The sequence below is a fragment of the Streptomyces sp. R35 genome, assembly GCF_041053035.1.
Lineage (GTDB): Bacteria > Actinomycetota > Actinomycetes > Streptomycetales > Streptomycetaceae > Streptomyces > Streptomyces lutosisoli.
Genome location: NZ_CP163440.1, coordinates 8,188,198 through 8,208,931, shown reverse-complemented (window position 1 = coordinate 8,208,931; position 20,734 = coordinate 8,188,198). Strand labels below are relative to the sequence as shown.

The following is a 20,734-nucleotide window of genomic DNA, read 5'->3' as shown; positions in this document are numbered from 1 at the left end:
AATCGTTGCAATGAGCTTGAATCTAATGCAACAACCCCACTCCATTCGTTGCAATGAAATGGGAGCGAACGCTATGCTGGAGGCACCACGGACCATGAAGGAGACCGCGATGCCGGGAGGCAGGCTCACCCAGCAGGAACGTCAGCAGATCGCGCTGGGACTGGCCGACGACCTCGCCTACGCGGAGATCGCCAGACGCCTCGACCGTCCGACCTCGACGATCACGCGCGAGGTGATGCGCAACGGCGGCCCCACCGCCTACCGGGCCGACCTGGCCCACCGCGCCACCGAACACCGCGCCCACCGGCGCAGGCAGACCACACCCCGAGGGCCGGAAGAGGCGCCCCCGCTGCCCCACGGACGCGATGCCGAGGCCGTGCGCGAGTACGAGGAGACGTTCACCACCGTCCTCATGCAATCAGGCGCGCCCAAGATGATGTCCAGGGTCCTGGCCTGCCTCTACACCACCGACGCCGGCAGCCTCACCGCGTCCGAACTCGTCCAGCGCCTCCAGGTCAGCCCGGCGTCCATCTCCAAAGCGATCGCGTTCCTCGAGAGTCAGGGCCTCGTCCGCCGGGAACGCGACGAGCAGCGCCGCGAGCGCTACTTCGCCGACGAGGACGTCTGGTACCAGTCGATGATGGCCAGCGCCCGCTCCACCGCCCAGCTCGTCGAGACCGCACGGCAGGGCGTCGGCATCCTCGGCCCCGGCACCCCGGCCGCCGTCCGCCTCGAGAACATCGCCCGCTTCCTCGACTTCGTCACCGAGAGCATCACCCGCGCCGCGGAGCAGGCCCGCGAAGTCCTCCACACGAAACCCGAAACGACCTCGGGCGACACTGCCGAGCCAAGTCCAGATCGCTGAAGACCTTCCAGCCGCGCCGAACGCCCCTGGCTCCGCGAGGCCCTCGGCGAGGACGCATCCGCGCCCGGCGCCGCGCACACCGAGAACGATCCCCCTACGCTCGAAGAACCCGCGAGCCGAGAGGCGACGGAGGTCCCGCATGCTTGCGTCCTGGTACGACGAACAAGGCCCCGCAACCGACGTGCTCCAGGTCGGCGAACTCCCCGACCCCCAGCCCGGCCCGGGCGAGGTCCGCGTCCGCGTCACCGTGTCGGGGGTGAACCCCGGCGACACCAAGAAGCGGCGCGGCTGGCTCGGCTCCTCGATGCCCTACCCCCGGGTGATCCCGCACAGCGATGCCGCCGGTGTCATCGACGCCGTCGGGGAAGGAGCCGACGCACGCCGGGTCGGGCAGCGGGTGTGGGTCTACGGCGCCCAGTCCTACCGGCCCTTCGGCACCGCGGCCCAGTACACCGTCGTACCCGAGGACCTGGCCGTTCGCCTGCCCGACCACCTCAGCGACGAACTCGGCGCGAGCCTGGGCATCCCCGGGATCACCGCCCACCGCACCGTATTCGCCGACGGCCCGGTCGACGGAAAACTCGTGCTAGTCCACGGCGTCCTCGGCGGTGTCGGCTCGCTGGCCGCACAGCTCGCCCGCTGGGGCGGGGCGACGGTGATCGCCACCGTGCGGCACGGCAAGGACTTGGAACGCGTCGATCCCGCCGTCGTGTCCCACGCCGTCGCCCTCGACCAGGGCGACCCGGCGAAGGAGATCCGCGCCCACGCGCCCGACGGCGTCCACCGCGTCATCGAGGTGGCCCTGTCCGACAACGCCGACCTGGACACCGCGGTCCTCGCGGTCGACGGCGTCATCGCCGCCTACGCCACCCGCGCCGACCGCACCGAAATCCCCTTCTGGCCGCTGCTGTTCAACAACGTCACCCTGCGCCTGCTCGGCAGCGACGACTTCCCCGCCGACGCCAAACGCCAGGCCACCCGCGACCTCACCGCCGCGGCAGCCGTCGGCGCGCTCACCGTCGACGTCGGCGACCGCTACCCGCTGGAGGACATCGCCCAGGCCCACGACCGCGTCGACGCGGGCGGCCGGGGCCGGGTGCTGGTCACCGTCCCCCACTGACCGGTCCACCGTAACCGCGCTGCCGGACAGCCCGGCGTCAGGCCGCCTTCACCACCTTCATCGTGAAGTGCGAGGTGACGTTCTTGATCCGCGGGATGGTCATGACGTGCCGGCTGAGGAACGTCTCGTAGGCGGGCAGGTCGGCGACCGCCACGCGCACGAAGTAGTCCGGGCTGCCGAAGAGCCTTCTCAGCTCGATGATCTCCTCGGCCTGCGCCAGGGTCTGCTCGAAGCGCTCGACCGTCTCCGCGTCCTGCGCTTCGAGGCTGAGGTCGATGAGCACCTCGAAGGAACGGCCCACGGCGACGGGGTCGATGACGGCCCGGTAGCCGCGGATGACGCCGTCGGTCTCCAGTCGCTGCACGCGCCGCAGGCACGGCCCGGTCGTGAGCCCGACCCGCTGCGCCAGCTCGACGTTGGTCAGCCGCCCGTCCCGCTCCAACTCGGCAATGATTGCCAGATCAATCGCATCCACAGCAGAAGATTGCACTCGGGACCGTCCAGTGAGCAATCTTCGCAACCACATGTCGAGGGTTTTCCGAGACGATGGACAGATGCAGCAAGACGTTCTCACCGGCACAGCGGCGCCGGAACCCGCTCCGGCCCCGTCCACTCGGCGCCGCCAGATCGCCGACGGAGTCCGCGACTCCTCCTCCGCCGGCCTCGGGATCTTCCCTCTGGGCATCGCCCTCGGCCTGCTGATCATCCAGGCCGGCCTGCCCTGGTGGCTCGCTCCCGCCCTGTCCCTGGCCGCGTTCGCAGGATCCCTGGAACTGCTGCTGGTGGGCATGATGGCCACCGTCACGCCGCTGGCCGCGGTCGCGCTGACTGTCCTCGTGGTCAACTTCCGGCACGTCTTCTACGCCTTCTCCTTCCCCCTCCACCTGGTCAAGCACCGGCACGACGAGGGTTCAGACGAGTTCCCGCTCGATCCGCCAGCCCACCGGCGTGACGTCGCCTGCAATCGAAACCTGAGATCCAGGCTCGCTCCCCCTGGCAGAGCGCGAGCAGTGTGGCGTCAGAAGGTCAGGTCGGCCTTGGAAATGCGGCAGTGGACGCCCTTGACGATGTCGACCACTTGGGAGACCTGGAAGTCGGCGGCCGCACTGAGGTAGGCGAGGGCAACCGGGCCGGGGACGGAGAAGCGCTCGTCGAGGAGGGTGAGGGCGTCGCGTACGGCATGGCGCATCGCCTCGTCGAGGTCGATGTCCAGGCCCATGACGATGTGTTCGGTGTCGGTCTCGGCGAAGGGGGCGCGCAGGCGGGATGCGAGTCGGCGGAGGGCGGGGTCGCGGTGGACGGTGAGGCGGAGGGTCGCGCGCAGAGGGGCTTCGAAGGCGGTGAGAGCCACTTCGCCGTCGCCCTGGGAGAAGTGCGGGTCGCCGGCGTAGAAGAGGGCACCCTCGACGGCAACGGGGAGGAAGAGGCGGGCGCCGACGCCGAGGTGGCGTACGTCGAGATTGCCTCCGTGCGGGCCGGGAGGCACCGAGTGGACCGGGGCTTCGGTGGCTGGGGCGGTGCCCATGATGCCGAGGAAGGGGCGCAGGGGGAAGCGGATGTCCCGGCCGTCGCCCACCGGGAGGCGGCCGCGGCCGTCGTCGTCGACGGTGGCGACCAGGCTGACCGGGTCGGGGCCGGGGGCCTGGGGGTATTCGCCGGGGAGCGCGCCCTTGCCGTGGCGGTTGCTGATCACGCCATAGGGGGCGCGGCGGCGCAGGCGGAGGACTTCCACTTCGAGTACGTCGCCGGGCTCGGCCCCCTGGATGTGGACGGGTCCTGTGACCACGTGCGGGCCGTGGGCGGCGGGGTCGTGAAGGCGGGTGGAAGCGGCGAGTTCGGCCGTGTCGTGGAGGATGCCGTGGATGCCGGCCGCGGCGAAGAAGGCGGCCGGGTCTCGGCCCTGGTCGGCGAGGATGCCCTCGTGGCTGATGGTGTCGAGGCTGACGATCGCGCCGGAGGGGAGCGAAAGGGCCGGCTTGGAGAGGGCGTTGGGGAGCAGACCCCAGTGGACTGCGGCTGGGTCTGCGGGCAGGTAGTGGTCGCCGTCGACGGGGCCCCGGTGGGGCTGGAGGAGGGTCACAGCGCTTCCCGGAGGTCGGCGGCGGTGAGGGTGAAGCCGAAGCACTGGCGGACGTTGTAGACGGTGGCGTCCATGCAGTACGCGGGTGAGGTGGTGGCCACCGCGTCCTCCAGCATCAGCACGTCGTAGCCGAGGCTCGCTGCGTCCATGAGGGTGGCGAGGACGCACTGGTCGGCGTTGACTCCGGCGAACAGGAGCGTGTCGGCGCGGAGATTGCGCAGGACGCTGTCGAGTTCGGTGTCCTGGAAGCCGCTCATGCGGTACTTGGCGATGTGCAGGTCGCCGGGTGCCGCGAAGAGGGGTGCGGTGATCTCGGCGGACGCGCTGTCGCGTTCCAGGACCCTTGCCCCGGTGGGCAGTTGGGAGCCGAGGCCGCCTCCGGCTCCATCCTGGTCGTAGACGTGGAGGACGCCGGGCGGGAGGTTCGCCCGGTCGGGGCGGTTGCCCCAGTTGAGCCAGACGACGGGGACGTCGGCCGCCCGGAGGGCGGGGAGGAGCCGCTGGAGTACGGGGATGGGGGTGCGGGCCGGGGACACGTCCACGCCGATCGAGGCCAGCCAGCCGTCGGGCGAGCAGAAGTCGTTCTGCATGTCGATGACCACGATGGCCGTTGAGGCCAGGTCGAGCGTCAGGATTTGGGGCTGAGCCTCCACGGTCACGGGGCGGGCCGGGCGCTGCGGGCGGCGAAGGTCGACCTGTGTGGCGTCCGCGCTCCAGGAGTTGCGGGAGTTGGGGCCGATTTCATGCATGGGTCAACTCCAGGAGAGCGTGGTCCGTGCCCGGTGCGCCGATCGCGCAGAGGCCGACCGGAAGGTCGCGGACCCGCAGCCGGGGCATGGTGACGGCGGGCAGCCCGGCGAGCGAGGCAAGGCAGGTGAGGCGGAGGGTCGCGGCTCGTACGGTCTCGACCTCGGCCGGTGTCGCATCGGCGTGGGGGGCCGGGCTGCTCGTGGCGGGGAGCAGGAGCGCGGTGCCGGGCGGGAGGGCTTCGGCGATCACCGAACGGGCGGACAGGAGCCCGGAGGTGGCGTCCCGCACTTCGTCCTCGGTGACCTGGCTCCCCCCGGCGAACCGGGCCTCGATGTCGGCCCCCAGCGCGCCTGGGTGCTTTTCGATCCACTCCCCGTGCGCGGCCCACGCCTCGGCCGCCTGGACGGTACGGAAGGCGGGCAGCCACTCCTCCAGGTGTGGGGCCGTGCCGGTGTCGGTCCGTACGAGCTCCAGGCCGGTACGGAGGGAGAGAGCCCGGCATGCCGCCTCGAAGGAAGCCTGGACCTCGGGTTCGGCGAGCGCGGTGAGGGCGTCGTCGACCAGGAGAGTGGTCACCCGGGCTTCGCCGTCCCGGGGCAGGAGCACCTTCGCCGCTGTACGCAGCAGGTCCGGGTCCCGGGCAAGCAGTCCCGCCGTGTCGAAGGACGGGGCCAGCGGGAGCAGGCCGCCGGTGGGGACGGCGCCGTGGGTGGGGCGCCAGCCGTAGAGGCCGCAGTAGGAGGCGGGGACCCGGATCGAGCCCGCGGTGTCCGTGGCCAGCCCCAGGTCCACCCAACCGCGGGCGACCGCCGCCGCCGGTCCGCTGCTGGAGCCGCCGGTGATCCGGCCGGGCGCTGCGGGGTTGACGGGGGTGCCGTAGTGGATGTTGGTCCCAGCAAGGCTGAAGGCGAGTTCGTCGGTCTGGGCGATTCCGGTGACATGCGCGCCGGCGCCGAGCAATTCCCTTACAGCGTCGGCATGTTGGGGCTCCACCGGCGCTTCGGCCAGCCACTGCGGGTTGCCACCGCCGATCCGCTGTCCGGCAACGGCGAAGAGGTCCTTGACGGCCGTACGTACGCCGGTGAGCGGCCCCTCCCCCGCCCCGGCGACCAGCGGCTCGCCCACGACCCGCCACACCGCGGGGTCCGGAGCCTCGTCCGCCACCGGATCCGGCACCGCGCTGACGTGCGCGGCCGCGATCCGCCAGCCCTCCCCCGTCAGCCGCCACACCTGAGTCTGAATGCCGCGCCCCCCGTCGTACCGCAGCGTTTCAGCGGTCAGTACGGCGACGTCCTCGGCGATCCGCACCTCATGGACGCGCTCGACCGTACGGGCCGGCGCTCCCCCGCTGCGGCCGCGGCGGAAGTCCGAGATGGCCGCATGCCCGCTCAGCACCATGGAACCCTCGGCGCGCACCGTGTCCGGGGCGTCCAGGAACCAGTGGTCGAGGCCCGCCAGGTCATTGGCGCCGAGGGCCTGTTCGTACGACCAGAAGGCGTCGAGGAGTTCGCTCATCGGGCGGCTCCGAGGACGGCCAGGTCCGCGTCGTCGAGCGCCACGCAGGGGCCACGCTGGATCAGGTCGGCGAAGCCCTCGTCGGGGGACATGATCGTGAGGGTGTAGAGCCGCTCGGTGGCCGAGGTGTTGGTGATCCGATGCTTGGAGCCGAGGGGCAGGACGAGTACATCACCCGGTGCGAGGTCGCGTTCGTGCTCGTCGCTGACCGCGCGGCCCTCGCCCGCGAGCACCACGAAGGTCTCCACGGACTCGGGGTGCCAGTTGAGCGGCTGGGCGCCGCCCGGCTCCCACACCTCGAAGACGACGGTGGTCGGTGAGCCGTCGGCCGGTCCGGTGAGGACGGCGAGCTTGACCGTGTCGCCCGCGGTGATGTGGTGGGCGGTGATCTCGCTGAGCGGCTTGTGGAGCGGGGGGATGGCCATGGCGGGTGTCCTCGACGTCAGGCGGTCGGGCAGGTGGCGGTCGGACGGGTGACGGTCCGACGGACAGTGAAGGCTGTCAGACGGAAGGCAGGAAGCGGGCGCATTCGCGCAGGGCGGCCGCGTTGCCGGCGATGGCGGTGTCGACGAGCTTGCGGCCGAGTTCGGGGGTGGCTCCGGTGGGGTCGCCGATGACGCCGTTGCCCGTACCGAAGTCGTCGCTCGTCCAGCCGAAGGAGACGGACTTGCCGAAGCCGATGTGCTCGTAGGCGGTCAGGTGCTCGGGGACACTCCGCTCGGCCAGCGACATGTCCACCGTCTCCGGGTGGAGGTGGAGCATCGCCGCGGTCTCGTTCAGCCCGCCGTGCACCCCCAGACCCAGCTCGCCGGACGGGGACGCGCCGCCCTGATCCGCTGGCAGCGCGGCGTGCAGAAGGAAGGTGAACAGACCGTATTTGGTGCGGAGTTCACGTAGAGCGACGCCCAGCAGCGCACTGTTGCCGCCGTGCGCGTTGAGGAACGCGAGCCGCCGCACGGGCCCTTTGGCGAGCGAGCGTCCCAGGTCGTCCAGTACCGCGAAGAGCGTCGAGGCGCTGAGCCACAGCGTCCCGGGCGACCAGGCGTGTTCGTCGGACTTGGCGTACGCGAGGCCCGGCAGCAGCGTGATGTCGCAGCTGTCGGATGCGGCCAGGGCGGCGCCCTCCGCTATCGCCGTGGCCATGAAGTAGTCGGTGGCGACGGGAAGATGGGGCCCGTGCTGTTCGATCGCGCCGACGGGAAGGACGGCCACGGTGTCGGCGGACAGGTCGGTGACCGACGGTCCGCTGAGGTCGGTGAAGCGGGTGAAGGCCATGGTCAGTGCGCTCCCAGGAGGTGGCCGGGGTTGAGCAGCCCCAGCGGGTCGGCGGTGCGGGCGGTGGCGCGGACGAGGTCGAGGCGCCGGTCGACGTACCAGTTGTGGACGTCATGGACGCGGACACCCAGTGCCTCCAGGGCGGCGATCCCCTCGTACACGGTGGCCTCGTCCCGGTAGTGCGCCATCAGCATGCCGACGGTCCCCGAGCGCATCCCCTCCAGGTGCAGCACCGTCCCGGGGAAGACGGCCTTGACCGCCGCCGGGTCGCCGAGCAGTACGTCGCCGCCGATCTCCAGGTGGAAGTAGCCGTCCTCGGCCTTCATCAGGTGGTACGTGGGGTGGTTGAAGGAGAGCGAGGAGATGAGGGCAGGACCGCGCGGCGCGGGACGTACCTCCGTCACCTGGCCGCCGTGCTTCTCGATGATCGCCCGAGCGTCGTCCCCGGCCCGCTCCTCGATGATCGCGCGGACGCTGAGCGCGGCCGGGTCGAGGGCCGGGTCGGCCTCGAAGGTCTCGACGAGGCCGGGCTCGTCGAGGGAGACCAGGCGCGGGGCGGGCTCCAAACGTACGAGGTCGCCGAGTGCGGCGGTGGCGGAGGTCCACGTGTCGAAGGAGGTGAAAAGGCCGGTCCAGACGCGGGCCGGCTGAAGTGCGACGGTCGCGGTCGTGGTGATGCCGGTGGTGCCGTAGGCGTGGATGTACGGGAGTGCTTCCTCGCCGCGTACGGTGAAGGGCTCGGCCTCCGCCGTGCACGGGACGACGGTCAACTCCCGTACAAAACCGTCCCCGTTGGTGCCGTTGGCAAGCGAACCCGTGCCGCCGTTCCCACCGGAGAGGAAGCCGCCGAGCGAGGTCCCGAAGGTGGAGGGGAACATCCACAGCTCCTGGCCCAGCGTGCGCGCATGCGCCTCCAGGTCGGACATCTTCACGCCCGCCTCGGCCCTGATCCACCCGTCGCCCGCGCCCAGGATGCGTCCGCATCCGGTGAGGTCGAGGACGGCGCCGCCGTGCAGCGGGATCGCCTGGCCGTAGTTGCCGGTGCCCTTGCCGCGCGGGGTGAGCGGGATGCGCAGGCGGTGGGCGAGGGCGACGAGGGGCTGGACCTGCTCGTACGATGACGGGCGCAGCACCACCTCGGCGCGACCGGCGGGGAGCTTGGCGGCGAGGATCGGCGACATGTGCGCCCAGTCGCGGGACGCCTTGTCGAGGGCGGAGTCCTCACGTACGACGGCATCCTCGCCCAGCAGTGCGGCAGCCTCCGTACAGAATTCGTCGATGCCGGGGGTGCGGTGCGTGGCACCTGGGCCCGCGCCCATCATCGCGTCGTCCGCGACCAGTTCGGTCATCCGGCGCAGTTCGGCGGCGGACAGGGTCGTGCCCTTGGGGTCGACGGCCATCACTTCATTCCGATCTTGGTGTCGATGAATGCGTTGGTCGCCAGGTCGTCGGCGCTCAGCCCGGCCGGGATCTTGACGCCGCTCTTGGCGAGGATCGGCCCGAAGGTCTTCAGGGAGTCGGTCACCCGCTTCTTGTCGAAGCTCGCGATCGATCCGTCGGCCTCGTTGCCGAGGATGCCGAGCTTGACCATCTCCTTGGCGGCGTACTGGCCGGTGCCCTTGGAGTAGACCCAGCTCGTGCCGTACTGCTTGACGATGTCGTCGATGAGCGTGACCGCGGTGTCCGGTGCGGCGGCGAAGTCGGCGGCCGACTGCTGGATGACGGGGACCAGCTTCTTCAGGCAGGGGCTGAGCTTCTTCAGCGCACCGGTGCGGACGGAGAGTGCCTCCGGGTAGACGGTGTAGCCGACATCGGACAGCAGCTGGAACTTGACCGGCTTCTTCCAGGCGGCGACCTCGTGCTCATAGATGTACGGTTCCGCGGTCGCGAAGCCCTGCTGCGCGATGGAGGGGTCGGCGACGAAACGGGACGGTGAGCTGTCGTAACTCCCGTCCAGCTGGCTCTTCTTGATGAGTCCCTTCGCCACCAGCATCGGGGCGAAGACCTCGCCGTCGCGGTACACGACCTTGGCGCCGCTCTTGCCGATGTCGGCGACGGTCTTCCAGCCCGGGTGGGTCTTGGGGTCCCACATCAGGACCTGCGGACTCTTCTTCATCAGCGCGGCGACCGCGGTGACGGGCCGCTTGCCCGCTGTCTGGATGGCGCTGTCGGTGGTGACCATGCCGAGGGTGATGGACTGGTCGATGTACATCTCCGAGGCGGGGCTCTGGAACCCGACGGCCGAACCGCCCGCCCGTACCTGGATCTTGACGCCGGTGTCCTTGCCGCCGATGACGAGGGGGCCGGTGACCCGCTTCTTGTCGGTGTCGACGGAGTAGCCGGGGCCGACGAGGTTGTAGATCGGACCGTGTTCGGCCTCGGGCTCCCAGTCGGCCTGGACGACGACGGTGGCGGGACAGACCTTGTCGAGGCGCTGGGCAGCGGGGGCGGGCTTGAGGTCGGCGGACGAACCGGCGGCGGTGGTGGTGGCGCCGGCGCCGCAGCCGGTGACGGCGAGAAGGAGCGAGGCGCTCAGTCCCGCAACAAGGCTTCTTCTGACGGAAATTGGCATGGCTGTCTCCCGGAAGGGGCTCTGACGAGGAAGTGGAGAGGGGGGTGGGGCCGGCTCAGCTGCGGCCGGACGCGTGCCAGGAACCGACGGCGAGGCGGGACAGGAACGTGAAGAGCGCGAAGACGGCGACCCCGAAGAGGGAGGCGAGGATGATCGCGGCGAAGAGGTCCTCGGACTGGAGCCGTGAGCGGTAGACGTCGAGGAGGGTGCCGATACCGGGCGCGCCCTGCTTGAAGAACATGTCGCCGACGATCGCGCCGATGACGGAGAGCCCGGAGGAGGTACGCAGTCCGGTGAAGATGGCGGGGAGCGCTGCGGGCAGTTCCAGCTTGCGCAGGCGGGCCCAGCGGCTCGCCTTCTGGAGGGTGAAGAGGTCGTGGTGTGCGCGGTCCACGGACTGCAGTCCGAAGAGGGTGTTCGCGATCATCGGGAAGAGGGCGATGAGGACGCAGACGATGACCCGGCTGGTGAAGCCGAAGCCGAACCAGAGGCCGATGAGGGGGACGATGGCGAGGATCGGGACGGTCTGCAGGATGACGGCGTACGGATAGAGGGAGCGCTCCAGCCAGCGGGCGCGGCTCATCACGACGGCCCCGGTGATGCCGAGGGCGGCGGCGATGGCGAGCCCGGCGAGAGCGACCTGCGCGGTGAGGGCGAGGGCCTGGAGCATGGGCTGCAGGTGGGTCCAGTCGAGGACGGCGACCTGGAGGACCTGATGCGGGGGCGGCACGAGGAAGCGGCGGGCCGGGGCGAGGAGCAGGTAACTCACCGCGTACCAGAGGCCGATGGCGACGGCGAGCGAGCCGATGGGGGCGAGCAGGGCGACGGGGCCCCGGCGTGTGCGGACGGACGCCTCGGCGGCCGGGAAAGTCTCGATCGTGGCGCCGGCGGCAGCAGCGGACTGGTGCGCGGGGGTCTTCGCCTCGTGGGCCGGAGCGGCAGCGCTCGAGTCGGTGACGGCCGGTTCGGAAGCGGCAGACGGTTGGCCGCTCGGGCCGACTGTGACCGAGGCGGCAGTGGTTGCGTGGGCGGTCGGCGCGTCGGCGGGCGGGGCAGCCGGGGTGTTCATGGTCACTGGGCGTCTCCTCGCAGGGCCCCGGAGACCGCGCCCGCGATCGCGGCGAACTCCGGTTCGTAACGGAGCGATGCGGGCCTGGGGTGGGCGAACGGGACCTCGAATGCGGCGGTGATGCGTCCAGGCCGGGCCGACATCACCACGACCCGGTTGGCCAGGAAGACCGCCTCGGTCACCGAGTGCGTGATGAAGAGACCCGCGAATCCCGTCTCGGTGAAGATCCGCTGGAGCTCCTCCTGCATACGAAGCCGGGTCATCTCGTCCAGCGCGCCGAAGGGTTCGTCGAAGAGGAAGAGCGCGGGGCTCATCATCAGCGCGCGGGCCAGCGAGACCCGCATCCGCATCCCGCCCGAGAGCTGTCCCGGCAACTGCTCCTCGAAGCCGTCGAGGCCGACGAGACGGATGGCGTCCATGGCACGCTCGTGCCGTTCGGCCTTGGGACGGCCGGCCAGTTCGGCCGGCAGCGCCACATTGGCGAGGACGCTGCGCCAGGGCAGCAGGGTGGCGTCCTGGAAGACGTAACCGATGTCCCCGCCCGGGGTGCTGATCTCGCCCGCGCTGGGGGCATCGAGACCGGAGGCGAGCCGCAGCAGGGTGGACTTGCCGCATCCGGAGGGGCCTACGACCGCCACGAACTCCCCTGCCCCGACGCGGAGATCCACACCCGAGAGTGCCGTGGTTCCGCTGTCGAAACGCTTGTCGACGGCTACGAAGCTCAGCGCCGTCTGCACCGCTGTCGTCACATCGACTCCTTCCTGTGGGCCGTGGAGCGTTCACTGATGTTCGTAGCATCAACATTCATTGTTTCGGAGGGGTGTCCCGGGCATTTACGCCCGGGACCAGTCAGAGCACTTCGCGGATCACCGTGGTACGGCTCACCGCCCGCCCGCCCTTGAAAACGATCCGGTCCGGGTACGACGCCCCGACGACCCCGGAGAGCGAGTCGGCCCGTACGGCGAGGAAATCGGCGATCGCACCCTCGTACGGCCCTGCGGCGGGTAGCCCGAGGACCGTGCGGGCGCCGGTGGTCACCGCGTGGACGGCCTCGGGCAGCGTCAAGTGACCTGCCGCGACGAGGAGTCCGGCGGTCTCCAGGGGGTCGGCCCTGCCCACCGGGTTGAAGGGGTCGCGGATGTTGTCGCCGCCCCCGGCCAGGGGCACGCCCGCGTCCAGGAGGGCGCGTACGGCGGTCAGCCCGCGCGGGGTGCGGGCAGGGGTGTCGCGGCCCTGGAGGTAGAGGTTGGTGAGCGGCAGTGCGACGACCCCGATCCCGGATGCCGCCGCCTCCTTGGCGATCCGGGCGGCCTCGGCAGGGTCCAGGCCGCCCAGTCCCACGCAGTGGCTGGCGGTCGCGCCGTGGGCGAAGCCCCGCTCCCGTACCGCCTGGGCGAGCAGCAGCAGATCCTTCGGGTCCGGACGGAGATTCTCGTCCGCATGCAGATCGACGCCGACGCCGTGCCGCTCGGCGATGGTCAGGGCGCGGGCGACAGCGGCCCGCGGGTCGTCGGAGAGGTGCGGGCAGCCACCGAGCAGGTCGGCCCCCAACTCCAGTGCCTCGTCGAGGACTTCGTCTGGCTCCTCGACGTGCAGTACGGCGATCTGCAGTGCAACTCGCTCACTCAGCTCCTCGCGCAGCCGCAACAGCGCCCGCAACCCCCGGAGCGGATCGGGGCCGGGCAGGACGTCGGCGTGGGTGCGGACGGCGGTCGCACCATTGGCGACCAGCTCGTCCAGGGCACGGTGGGCCCTGACCAGCACGTCCTCCTCCGTCACCTGCTCGGCATAGCCGCGCCAGGCGGCGACCGCCCCCGGCAGGTCGCAGGGCGGTGTACCGGCCAGGTCCCAGGTGAGCGCCTTGTCGAGGTGGGCGTGGGGTTCGGCGGGGGCGGGCAGCAGCATGAAGCCGGAGAGATCCATCTCCTCGCACAGGGAGGGGAGTTGACCGGCCGGCGCGACGGCCGATACCCGCCCGTCCTCGATCAGTACGTCCCGGACCTGCCCTTCGGGAAGCCGCGCCCCGCGCAGCAGCAGTGCCGTCGCCGTCATCGTGCGTCCCCGTTCTCCGGCGCGGTGAGTACCGCGAAGCCGTCGAAGGCGTGCCACATCGCGGGCGCGCCGAACATGTCCTGGCGGCGGACCGGGCGGGTCCGTCCGCGTACCACCTGGTCGAAAGCTTCGGCGACCCGTCCCACGAAGCAGTGGCCCTCACGATGGCGGAGGTTGTGCCCCAACAGGGCTGCTCTGACCGGAAGTTCGGCCAATCGCCGAGTCGATGCGGCGAAGGCGGGTACATCGGCGCCCGGCACATGGGCGAAGAAGGTGCCGCTGATCAGCGTGTCGCCGGCGAGGAGCTGGCCACTCTCCGGCTCCCAGAGGCAGATGCCGTCGGTCGAGTGGCCGGGGGTATGCAGGACGTGCAGCCTCCGCCCGCCCAGGTCGAGCTGCTCCCCTTCCCTGAGCAGCCGGGTCGGCCGCACCGCGTCGATACGCCACTGGGTCAGTTCGGGGACGGGCCGCACCTCGATCCGCGAGTCGGTGAGGAAGAAGCCCTCGGCGGAGAGTGCGCTCAGCTCGATGTAGCGCTGCCGCATGTCCTGGGCGATGTGCTCGTACGTCTCGAGCCACTCGCGCGGTGCGGGCTCGCCATGCAGGTCCGCGCCCGCCTCGTGGACGGCGAAGTCCTTGGCCTCGCCCACAAGCGAGGCGTTGCCGCCCCGGTGGTCGTAGTGGTGGTGGGAGTTGACGACGAGCAGCGGCAGCGAGGTCAGTGTGCGCACCTCGTGCCCGATGTCCCCGATGCCCATCCCGGTGTCGTACAGCAGGGCGACGTCGTCGCCCACGACGAGATAGCTGTTGACGTGCCCGGGCTCGGCGATGAGGAAGGTCCCGGGTCCGGTCTCCTGTACGGAGAACCAGTCGCGCCCGCTCATGCGCCGATGCCGTGGTAGCGGCGGGCGTGGTGGACAAGAGCGCCGGCCCCGCCTTGGCCGGGGATGATCTCGTCGATGTCGGCGATCAGCAGCAGGTGGTCCCCGGCCGCCGCCTCTTCCCGTACCCGGCACACAACGGCGTACGTGCTCTGCGCGAGCAGCAGCGGCACACCTCCCTCTCCCGCCGTCCACTCCAGCCCGGCGAACCGGTCGACGGCCGGATCGGCGAACCGCCGCGAGACGGATTCGCCGTCCGCGGCCAGGATGTTGAGGGCGAGCCTGCCGCCGTCCTGGAGCAGCGGCAGGGTGCGGCTGCCGCGCTGTACACCGATCGCTATCAGCTGCGGCGTGCGGCTGAGGCTCATCACGGCGGTGCTGGTGAATCCGGCAGGTGTGCCATCGGCCGCGGCGGCGGTCACGACGCAGACGCCGCCCGCGAGGGCGGCCATGGCATCGAGGAACCCGGCCGTGGCGGGTCGGTCGGCGGTGGTCGCGGTCATTCGGGCTCCTCGCCTAGAATGTTCGTCACATCAACATTTAGCGTAGGGGACATGTGTTTCGCGGGAGTAAATCCCCCTACGAAGTGACCGCTTAGGATTTCCGCCATGGCAGACCGCCCCACCGAAACCCCCGCCGATCCGGACCAGCAGCTCGGCAACGCGATCCGTCGGCTACGCAAGAAGCGCGGCCTCACCCTTGTCCAACTCGCGGGCAGCGCAGGCCTTTCGCACCCCTTCCTCAGTCAGCTGGAGCGCGGGCTGACCCGCCCGAGCATGCCCTCGCTGCACCGGATCGCCCAGGCGCTCGGCACCACCCAACAGGCCCTGCTGGCACACTCGGCAACCTCCCCCGCCGACATCCATGTCGTACGGGAAGGGACCGGCACCCCCGTCGCCAACAGCGGCGGCTCGGCCCGGATGCTCGGGGCACCCCAATTCGCCATCCACCCAGTCGAGTACACCGGAGGACCCACCGCCTTCGAGGAGTACTACGACCACCCGGGCGATGAGTTCCTCTACGTGGTGCACGGCGCGATCGAGGTCGATCTCATGGGCCCCGACGGCCGCGAACTGCACCGCCTCCACACCGGCGACAGCCTGCTCTACCCAGGCGGAACCCCGCACCGCTGGCGCGTTCTGACGGAGGAACAGGACCCCTCCGGGGTGCACGTCCTCACCGTACAGAACGCCCCTCGCTAGAACGCCGGGCAAAGAGCGACAGGTGTAGAGGTCGTTCAGTCGGCTCGGACCACGGATCCGCGCTATGGGACGTATTCCGCCGGGGTGGTGGACGTCAGCCGAGTCTGGTTCTCTGCCTCTGCCTCGTCGTCCGCCGTGCGTGCCGGGCGGGTCCGGTTGAAGGCCAGGTTCAGCCCGAACGCGACCAGGGTCGCGCTCGTCACCGGTGAGCCCAGCACGATGCGCACACCGTCCGGGAAACGGGAGTAGAGGTCCGGTGCCACGTCGGGCGCCATGCCCACACCGATCGACACGGCGACGATCAGCAGGTTGTGCGTTCCCTCGAACTCGACCTTCCGCAGTGTGCTGATGCCGACGGCGGCGACCGTGGCGAACATGACCAGCCCCGCCGCGCCCACGACCGGTCCGGGCAGCCCGGCCACCACCGCCCCCAGCTTGGGAACCAGGCCCAGAGCAACCAGGATGGCGCCCGCGACGGTGACCACATGGCGGCTGCGCACCCGGGTCATCGACACCAGGCCCACGTTCTGGGCGAAGACGGTGTCGATGAAGGCGTTCATCACTCCGCCGAGCACCCCGGACAGGCCGTCGGCGGCCAGCCCGCGCGCCATGTCCGCGGTCGTCAGCTCCTTGCCGGTGAGTTCGGCGACCGCGATCAGGTCCGCGGTCGACTCGGCGAACAGGACCAGCATCACGACACACATGGAGATGACCGCGACGGGCGGGAACTCGGGCGCGCCGAAGTGGAACGGAGCGCTCACCCCGATCCAGTCGGCGCCACGAGCGGCGGACAGGTCCACCAGACCCAGCGGTACAGCGACCGCGGTACCGGCCAGCAGCCCGAGCAGGACGCCGGTCTGGGCCAGAAAGCCCCGGCCGAACCTCGCCACCAGCAGGATCACGATGACGACGAAGGCGGCGAGCGCGAGGCGCGACGGCGCCGCGTAGTCCGCCGCCTTGGGGTCTCTGCCGACGACAAGGTTGACGCCGACACCGATCAGCGCCAGGCCGACCACGGTGATCACCACACCGCTCACCAGCGGCGGGAAGAAGCGCGCTGCCTTGGCGAACGGCCAGGCGGCGAGCAGGCCGAAGATCCCGGCGGCCAGCATCGAACCGTATACGGCCTGAAGCCCGTACTCACCGGCGATCAGGATCATCGGCGTCACGGCGGTGAAGGCAGCGCCGGCCATCACGGGCATGCGGACGCCGAGCACTCGCCCGACGCCCGCGCCCTGGATCATCGTGACGACGCCCGCGACCAGCAGGTCCGCGTTGATGAGCAGAGCGATGGTCGAGGCATCGAGCCCTGCGGCCGCGCCGAAGACGAGCGGCACCGTGACACAGCCCGTGTACATCACCAGAACGTGCTGGAGACCCAGCACCGCGAGCCGCCCGAACGGCGCCCGCTCCTTCGCGGACATCATCACAGCAGTCCCCTTACCGTGCGAAGTTGGCGGCGATGCGCTGCTGGATGTACTGCTCCGCTGTGATCGGCGGATACCGGCCGTCCGGCCCCTCGATCACCACGTCACGGTCGGCCTGGGCGAAGAAAGCGATGCTGTAGCGGGCGCCCCGGTCCTCGCCGGGGCCCGGGGACTTGACCCGGTGGAAGTTGGACGGGAGCCGGTCGTCGCTCCACCGCATCAACATGTCGCCGATGTTGCAGGTGATGGCGTCGGCCGAGGGCACCACGGGAGTCCACTCCTGGGCCTCGGCCTCCTTTCCCGGGCACACCTGCAGCCCGCCCTGCCCATCCCGCTGGAAGAGCAGCGTCAGGCAGTCGAAGTCGGTGTGCGCACCGGCCCGCCACACGTTCGGGTCGGGCTCGGCGTCCTCGGGGAGCGCGAAGTAGTGCAGCATCCGCAGGGTGGACTGGTAGTGCATGCTCCGAGGGTCGTGGGCGCGGGTGAAGAAGTCGCCGGCGAAGCCCAGCTTGTCGGCGAAGCAGGACAGGACCCGCATCGCCACCTCGCGGCAGCGCGTCTCGAAGTCGAGGGCGCGCAGCCGGAATTCGGGCAGGACGTCGTCGGGCCAGAGCCCCTCCATATGAGGGCGGGTGACCTGGTACGACTCCTTCTGGTCCGGTGTCCCGACGGACGGCCTGACCTGGGTCATGGACTCCCACCCGGAGTTGAGGCCCTTCTTCAGCCCATGCCGGGCCTTGTGGGCCTCGGGCAGCGCGAAAAATCCCTCGGCGTTCGTGAACGCCTCGTCCACCAGGGCCTGTTCGATGCCGTGGTTGACCAGCTGGAAGAACCCTATGTCCGTGGCCGCCGCCCACAGCTCCTCGGTGATCTCGGCCCTGCGGGCCTCGAAGCCGGAGAGGTCGATGCGGCGGATCTCCCGCGCCGTGGTCTCGGTTCCGGCCCCGCCCATGCGGGTTTCCTTGTCGAGTTCGGCGAGGCCGTACGTCGATCGAGGCGTCGTGCGCGGCACAGCACGCGTCGTGATGTCAGTCATCGCGGCAAGTACTCCTGAGTACGTCGGAGTGGTGTTCTCCGAGTCCTACGAGGTGCAGTCACCGCCCCTGCACCCCCACCGCGGACACACAGAGGTCCGCGGGCACGGTCGGCCTCGGACCCGTCCGTGGGCCCGGCGCCGTGGGCTGGCATTCGCCCCGTCGACCGGGGCCATGCGCGATGAAGTCAGCCTGGCGGCACCGTGTTTCGTCCGGGAACCAGTTCTGTTACTGCGACAGCACGTCCACGACGAACGACGACGTCGGTGTGGCGGCGGTACGGGCCGAAATCGGGACCATCCCCCGATGCTGTGCGCTCGGCGCCGCCCACCCTGTTCGAAGGGCGATCACCAGAGGGTGGCCGCTGTCGCGACAACAGGTCCACCAGGAACGCCTCGGAAAGGCGCGCACTGCGCCCGTCCCGCACCACCGCCTCACCCGCCACCAGGACCGTGTCCACGGTCCGGCTGCTTGCACAGGTCAGCAGCGTTGCGCCCGGATCGCGCACCGGAAGGCACGCGTAGTCCCGCTCGAAGCGGTGCAGCACAAGGTCAGCCCTGGCACCGGCCACCACACCGTCCGCGCGGGAGTCGAGCCCGAGCACCTCTCCCGCGCCGCCGGCGGCGATGGCCGGCATCTCCGCGAAGCCGAGCAGATCGGCCCGGCGGTGCGCGGCACGCTGCAGATACGCCCCGATCCGCATGGCCTCCAGAATGTCCTGGGTGTCGTTGCCGGCGGCCCCGTCGACCCCGAGTCCTACCCGAAGGCCCGCTTGCCGCATGGCGATCACGGGGGCGATGCCACTGCCCAGCCGCATATTGCTGAGCGGGTTGCAGGAGACGCCGACTCCGTGCCGGGCGAGCGCCGCCCGGCCCGCCGCGTCCAGCTCCACACAGTGCACGGCGAGCAGCCGCTCCCACAGGAATCCGGCCGCCTCCAGGTATTCCACGGCTCCTTGACCGGTGTGCTCCCGGCACATCAAGTCGTCCGTCGCCGTCTCCAGGAGGTGGATCGACACCGGCAGGTCCCGCTCTTCGGCGTACGTCCGTACCTGCCGCATTCCCGCAGGAGTGAGGCTGCGCGGATTGGGCACGGCGAGCCCTACCGAGACGCGGCTGCCCGCCATGGCGTCCACCAACTCGTCGGCGTGCGCGAGGGCGCTGTCCAGCTGCCGCATGAGACGTGGGTCGAAGCCCCACTTGCGGGACGGGTCCGCCCGGTCGGCCACGCCGCGGCACAGCACCGCGCAGATCCCCGAGTCGTGCAGGGCGCGCAGCACCGCGTCGTGGATCTCGGCGGACGGGTTCGGCCACATGTGGTCCACCAGGGTGGTGGTGCCGCTGCGCAGGGTAGATGAACCGGGCGGTGATCCCATGCAAGATGATCTTCAGGCTGTCCCGGTTCAGCTGCAGAGCACTTCGAGGGTCCCGGTGGCGTCGACATAGCGCTTGTGTTCGCGGCCGTCTACATGGTCGCCTACCTCAGCTTCGGCATACCGACGATCATCGCAGGACTCCTGATCGGCGCGATCGGCCTCCTGCACACCGTCCTCGGCTACGGCATCGCGGTCATCCTCACAGCCGCCCTCACGCTCCTCGCCCAGCACCGCCTCACCCACCGCGCACCCGACGCCTCCGGCATCTTCCGGCTCGGCGGTGACCTACCCGTCAACCGCCTCGGATACGGAGCGATGCAGCTGACTGGCCCCGGCGTCCGTCCCTACCCCGCGGGCCTGGTGATCGCCACCAAGGGCGGGCTGTCGCGTTCGGGACCGGACGACTGGCGACCCCTGGGCCGACCCGAATACCTGCGCCGGCAGACCGAACTGAGCCTCCGCCATCTGGGCCTGGAGCGCATCGACCTCTACCAGCTCCACCGTATCGACCCCCAGGTCCCCCCGGCCGATCAGGTCGGCGAGCTACGCCTGCTGCAGCAGGAGGGCAAGATCCGCCACATCGGCCTGTCGGAGGTGACCGTCAAGCAGATCGAGGAAGCCCGGACGATCGCGGACATCGTCTCCGTGCAGAACCTGTACAACCTCGCCAACCGCAACGCCGAGGACGTACTGGACTACGCCGAACGGGAGAACCTGGGCTTCATCCCGTGGTTCCCCATGGCCACCGGCCGGCTCGCACGCCCCGGCGGCCCGCTGGACACACTCGGCAAGACCTACGGTGCAAGCCCCTCCCAACTGGCCCTGGCCTGGCTGCTACACCGCTCCCCCGTGACGCTGCCCATTCCCGGCACCTCCCGCGTATCCCACGTCGAGGAGAACACCCACGCCGCGCAGTTCACCCTGAGCGACACCGAGTTCCAAGCACTCAGCCAGGCCGTGCAGCCGGCACGACTTGCGCCGTGAGCCCAGTGCCGCGAAGAACCCGCAATGACCCGCCCGAGGAGGCCACCAGCCGCGTCGTGAAACCCCACGCACCCCGATCAGCTAGAGATGGATCCCGTACGGCACATCAAGCGACTCGAGGAGACCGCCATCTCTACACCCGAACAGAACAAGGACGTCGTTCTGAGAGCGTTCGACACCCTCTTTCACCAGCGCGACTACGCCGCCGCAGCTGAGCTCTGGTCCGAGGACTACATTCAGCACAGCAGGCACATCGCGCCAGGAAGGGACGGCCTGTTCGATCTCGTCCGCTCCCTGCCCCCCACGCTCCGCTACGAGCACCAGCTCGCGGTCGCCGACGGCGACTACGTGATCCTCTACGGCCGGTACTCCGGCACCGGCCAGACCGCTTCCGTCGTCGCCGACGTCGTGCGCATCGACAACGGCAAACTGGCCGAACACTGGGATGTCTGGGAAGACGAGGCGACCCGCACCGAGTCCGCCGGCGACTCGCCGATGTTCGGCGACACCTTCCCGCCCGAACGCTGACCCGC

22 protein-coding genes and 1 pseudogene are annotated in these 20,734 nt (G+C 70.3%); 7 read left to right on the top strand and 16 right to left on the bottom strand.

Going from position 1 to position 20,734, the window contains the following annotated elements; translation table 11 throughout:
- Window positions 1–10 precede the first annotated feature (10 nt).
- The 3 genes and pseudogenes from AB5J50_RS37110 to AB5J50_RS37100 form a co-directional block, all read left to right on the top strand.
- Window positions 11–307 (top strand): annotated as a pseudogene (locus tag AB5J50_RS37110) (helix-turn-helix domain-containing protein); the annotation flags it as partial.
- A gap of 105 nt (window positions 308–412) precedes the next feature.
- Complete coding sequence (locus AB5J50_RS37105) at window positions 413–865, top strand: GbsR/MarR family transcriptional regulator (RefSeq protein WP_369265613.1); 453 nt, start codon at window positions 413–415, stop codon at window positions 863–865.
- Window positions 866–1,004: 139 nt separating this feature from the next.
- Complete coding sequence (locus AB5J50_RS37100; protein ID WP_369262935.1) at window positions 1,005–1,985, top strand: NADPH:quinone reductase; 981 nt, start codon at window positions 1,005–1,007, stop codon at window positions 1,983–1,985.
- Between the two features lie 37 nt (window positions 1,986–2,022).
- Here the strand turns inward: AB5J50_RS37100 and AB5J50_RS37095 are convergent, their stop codons facing one another.
- Window positions 2,023–2,460: an Lrp/AsnC family transcriptional regulator gene (locus tag AB5J50_RS37095; RefSeq protein WP_369262933.1), complete on the bottom strand. Its 438-nt coding sequence runs from the start codon at window positions 2,458–2,460 to the stop codon at window positions 2,023–2,025.
- A 79-nt stretch (window positions 2,461–2,539) separates the two neighbouring features.
- On the opposite strand from AB5J50_RS37095, the gene AB5J50_RS37090 reads away from it, so the two are divergent.
- Window positions 2,540–3,100, top strand: coding sequence for an AzlC family ABC transporter permease (locus AB5J50_RS37090; protein ID WP_369262931.1), 561 nt, complete (start codon window positions 2,540–2,542; stop codon window positions 3,098–3,100).
- Here AB5J50_RS37090 and AB5J50_RS37085 read toward each other — a convergent pair.
- From AB5J50_RS37085 to AB5J50_RS37030, 12 genes are all read right to left on the bottom strand, one after another.
- The gene (locus AB5J50_RS37085) at window positions 3,004–4,065 is read right to left on the bottom strand and encodes an acetamidase/formamidase family protein (protein WP_369262930.1); all 1,062 of its coding nucleotides are present in this window, start codon (window positions 4,063–4,065) and stop codon (window positions 3,004–3,006) included. The genes AB5J50_RS37090 and AB5J50_RS37085 overlap by 97 nt on opposite strands.
- Window positions 4,062–4,814, bottom strand: a complete 753-nt coding sequence (locus AB5J50_RS37080; RefSeq protein WP_369262928.1) for a cysteine hydrolase family protein — start codon at window positions 4,812–4,814, stop codon at window positions 4,062–4,064. The genes AB5J50_RS37085 and AB5J50_RS37080 overlap by 4 nt, the downstream gene beginning before the upstream one ends.
- Window positions 4,807–6,330, bottom strand: coding sequence for an amidase (locus tag AB5J50_RS37075; protein ID WP_369262926.1), 1,524 nt, complete (start codon window positions 6,328–6,330; stop codon window positions 4,807–4,809). The genes AB5J50_RS37080 and AB5J50_RS37075 overlap by 8 nt, the downstream gene beginning before the upstream one ends.
- Window positions 6,327–6,755 (bottom strand): cupin domain-containing protein, encoded by a 429-nt coding sequence (locus AB5J50_RS37070; protein WP_369262924.1) that lies wholly within the window; start codon window positions 6,753–6,755, stop codon window positions 6,327–6,329. Before AB5J50_RS37070 ends, AB5J50_RS37075 begins: the two co-directional genes overlap by 4 nt.
- A gap of 76 nt (window positions 6,756–6,831) precedes the next feature.
- Window positions 6,832–7,605: a creatininase family protein gene (locus AB5J50_RS37065; RefSeq protein WP_369262923.1), complete on the bottom strand. Its 774-nt coding sequence runs from the start codon at window positions 7,603–7,605 to the stop codon at window positions 6,832–6,834.
- Between the two features lie 2 nt (window positions 7,606–7,607).
- A complete protein-coding gene (locus AB5J50_RS37060; RefSeq protein WP_369262921.1) occupies window positions 7,608–9,005 on the bottom strand; it encodes an FAD-binding oxidoreductase in 1,398 nt (465 codons plus the stop codon).
- Window positions 9,005–10,177, bottom strand: coding sequence for a hypothetical protein (locus tag AB5J50_RS37055; protein ID WP_369262920.1), 1,173 nt, complete (start codon window positions 10,175–10,177; stop codon window positions 9,005–9,007). Before AB5J50_RS37055 ends, AB5J50_RS37060 begins: the two co-directional genes overlap by 1 nt.
- Window positions 10,178–10,232: 55 nt before the next feature.
- Entirely contained in the window at window positions 10,233–11,246 is a 1,014-nt protein-coding gene (locus tag AB5J50_RS37050) for an ABC transporter permease (RefSeq protein ID WP_369265612.1), read from the bottom strand.
- Between the two features lie 2 nt (window positions 11,247–11,248).
- Complete coding sequence (locus AB5J50_RS37045; RefSeq protein ID WP_369262918.1) at window positions 11,249–11,995, bottom strand: ABC transporter ATP-binding protein; 747 nt, start codon at window positions 11,993–11,995, stop codon at window positions 11,249–11,251.
- 100 nt (window positions 11,996–12,095) lie between these two features.
- Window positions 12,096–13,298: an amidohydrolase family protein gene (locus AB5J50_RS37040; RefSeq protein WP_369262916.1), complete on the bottom strand. Its 1,203-nt coding sequence runs from the start codon at window positions 13,296–13,298 to the stop codon at window positions 12,096–12,098.
- Window positions 13,295–14,182, bottom strand: coding sequence for an MBL fold metallo-hydrolase (locus AB5J50_RS37035; RefSeq protein ID WP_369262914.1), 888 nt, complete (start codon window positions 14,180–14,182; stop codon window positions 13,295–13,297). Before AB5J50_RS37035 ends, AB5J50_RS37040 begins: the two co-directional genes overlap by 4 nt.
- Window positions 14,179–14,682, bottom strand: coding sequence for a flavin reductase family protein (locus AB5J50_RS37030; RefSeq protein WP_369262912.1), 504 nt, complete (start codon window positions 14,680–14,682; stop codon window positions 14,179–14,181). The genes AB5J50_RS37035 and AB5J50_RS37030 overlap by 4 nt, the downstream gene beginning before the upstream one ends.
- A 105-nt stretch (window positions 14,683–14,787) precedes the next feature.
- Here AB5J50_RS37030 and AB5J50_RS37025 point away from each other — a divergent pair, with 105 nt between their 5' ends.
- Window positions 14,788–15,381, top strand: a complete 594-nt coding sequence (locus AB5J50_RS37025; protein ID WP_369262910.1) for a helix-turn-helix domain-containing protein — start codon at window positions 14,788–14,790, stop codon at window positions 15,379–15,381.
- Between the two features lie 62 nt (window positions 15,382–15,443).
- On the opposite strand, the gene AB5J50_RS37020 is transcribed toward AB5J50_RS37025, so the two are convergent.
- The 3 genes from AB5J50_RS37020 to AB5J50_RS37010 all read right to left on the bottom strand — a co-directional run bounded on the left by AB5J50_RS37020 (window position 15,444) and on the right by AB5J50_RS37010 (window position 19,217).
- Window positions 15,444–16,808 carry a nucleobase:cation symporter-2 family protein gene (locus AB5J50_RS37020; protein ID WP_369262908.1) on the bottom strand — a complete coding sequence of 455 codons (1,365 nt, stop codon included), beginning with the start codon at window positions 16,806–16,808 and terminating at the stop codon, window positions 15,444–15,446.
- A gap of 13 nt (window positions 16,809–16,821) precedes the next feature.
- Window positions 16,822–17,844 carry an isopenicillin N synthase family dioxygenase gene (locus AB5J50_RS37015; RefSeq protein ID WP_369262907.1) on the bottom strand — a complete coding sequence of 341 codons (1,023 nt, stop codon included), beginning with the start codon at window positions 17,842–17,844 and terminating at the stop codon, window positions 16,822–16,824.
- A gap of 185 nt (window positions 17,845–18,029) precedes the next feature.
- Window positions 18,030–19,217, bottom strand: a complete 1,188-nt coding sequence (locus AB5J50_RS37010) for an amidohydrolase family protein (protein WP_369262905.1) — start codon at window positions 19,215–19,217, stop codon at window positions 18,030–18,032.
- A 75-nt stretch (window positions 19,218–19,292) separates the two neighbouring features.
- Between AB5J50_RS37010 and AB5J50_RS37005 the strand changes: the two genes are divergently transcribed.
- Both AB5J50_RS37005 and AB5J50_RS37000 read left to right on the top strand, forming a co-directional pair.
- A complete protein-coding gene (locus AB5J50_RS37005) occupies window positions 19,293–20,201 on the top strand; it encodes an aldo/keto reductase (RefSeq protein ID WP_369262903.1) in 909 nt (302 codons plus the stop codon).
- 87 nt (window positions 20,202–20,288) lie between these two features.
- Window positions 20,289–20,729 carry a nuclear transport factor 2 family protein gene (locus tag AB5J50_RS37000; protein WP_369262901.1) on the top strand — a complete coding sequence of 147 codons (441 nt, stop codon included), beginning with the start codon at window positions 20,289–20,291 and terminating at the stop codon, window positions 20,727–20,729.
- Window positions 20,730–20,734: the final 5 nt, after the last annotated feature.

Excerpts from the sequence above, each read along its gene's own strand:
- AB5J50_RS37105 (WP_369265613.1), top strand. The coding sequence starts at position 413 with ATGCAATCAGGCGCGCCCAAGATGATGTCCAGGGTCCTGGCCTGCCTC.
- AB5J50_RS37100 (WP_369262935.1), top strand. The coding sequence starts at position 1,005 with ATGCTTGCGTCCTGGTACGACGAACAAGGCCCCGCAACCGACGTGCTC.
- AB5J50_RS37090 (WP_369262931.1), top strand. The coding sequence starts at position 2,540 with ATGCAGCAAGACGTTCTCACCGGCACAGCGGCGCCGGAACCCGCTCCG.
- AB5J50_RS37080 (WP_369262928.1), bottom strand. The coding sequence starts at position 4,814 with ATGCATGAAATCGGCCCCAACTCCCGCAACTCCTGGAGCGCGGACGCC.
- AB5J50_RS37075 (WP_369262926.1), bottom strand. The coding sequence starts at position 6,330 with ATGAGCGAACTCCTCGACGCCTTCTGGTCGTACGAACAGGCCCTCGGC.
- AB5J50_RS37070 (WP_369262924.1), bottom strand. The coding sequence starts at position 6,755 with ATGGCCATCCCCCCGCTCCACAAGCCGCTCAGCGAGATCACCGCCCAC.
- AB5J50_RS37065 (WP_369262923.1), bottom strand. The coding sequence starts at position 7,605 with ATGGCCTTCACCCGCTTCACCGACCTCAGCGGACCGTCGGTCACCGAC.
- AB5J50_RS37060 (WP_369262921.1), bottom strand. The coding sequence starts at position 9,005 with ATGGCCGTCGACCCCAAGGGCACGACCCTGTCCGCCGCCGAACTGCGC.
- AB5J50_RS37055 (WP_369262920.1), bottom strand. The coding sequence starts at position 10,177 with ATGCCAATTTCCGTCAGAAGAAGCCTTGTTGCGGGACTGAGCGCCTCG.
- AB5J50_RS37050 (WP_369265612.1), bottom strand. The coding sequence starts at position 11,246 with ATGAACACCCCGGCTGCCCCGCCCGCCGACGCGCCGACCGCCCACGCA.
- AB5J50_RS37040 (WP_369262916.1), bottom strand. The coding sequence starts at position 13,298 with ATGACGGCGACGGCACTGCTGCTGCGCGGGGCGCGGCTTCCCGAAGGG.
- AB5J50_RS37035 (WP_369262914.1), bottom strand. The coding sequence starts at position 14,182 with ATGAGCGGGCGCGACTGGTTCTCCGTACAGGAGACCGGACCCGGGACC.
- AB5J50_RS37030 (WP_369262912.1), bottom strand. The coding sequence starts at position 14,682 with ATGACCGCGACCACCGCCGACCGACCCGCCACGGCCGGGTTCCTCGAT.
- AB5J50_RS37025 (WP_369262910.1), top strand. The coding sequence starts at position 14,788 with ATGGCAGACCGCCCCACCGAAACCCCCGCCGATCCGGACCAGCAGCTC.
- AB5J50_RS37020 (WP_369262908.1), bottom strand. The coding sequence starts at position 16,808 with ATGATGTCCGCGAAGGAGCGGGCGCCGTTCGGGCGGCTCGCGGTGCTG.
- AB5J50_RS37015 (WP_369262907.1), bottom strand. The coding sequence starts at position 17,844 with ATGACTGACATCACGACGCGTGCTGTGCCGCGCACGACGCCTCGATCG.
- AB5J50_RS37010 (WP_369262905.1), bottom strand. The coding sequence starts at position 19,217 with ATGGGATCACCGCCCGGTTCATCTACCCTGCGCAGCGGCACCACCACC.
- AB5J50_RS37000 (WP_369262901.1), top strand. The coding sequence starts at position 20,289 with ATGGATCCCGTACGGCACATCAAGCGACTCGAGGAGACCGCCATCTCT.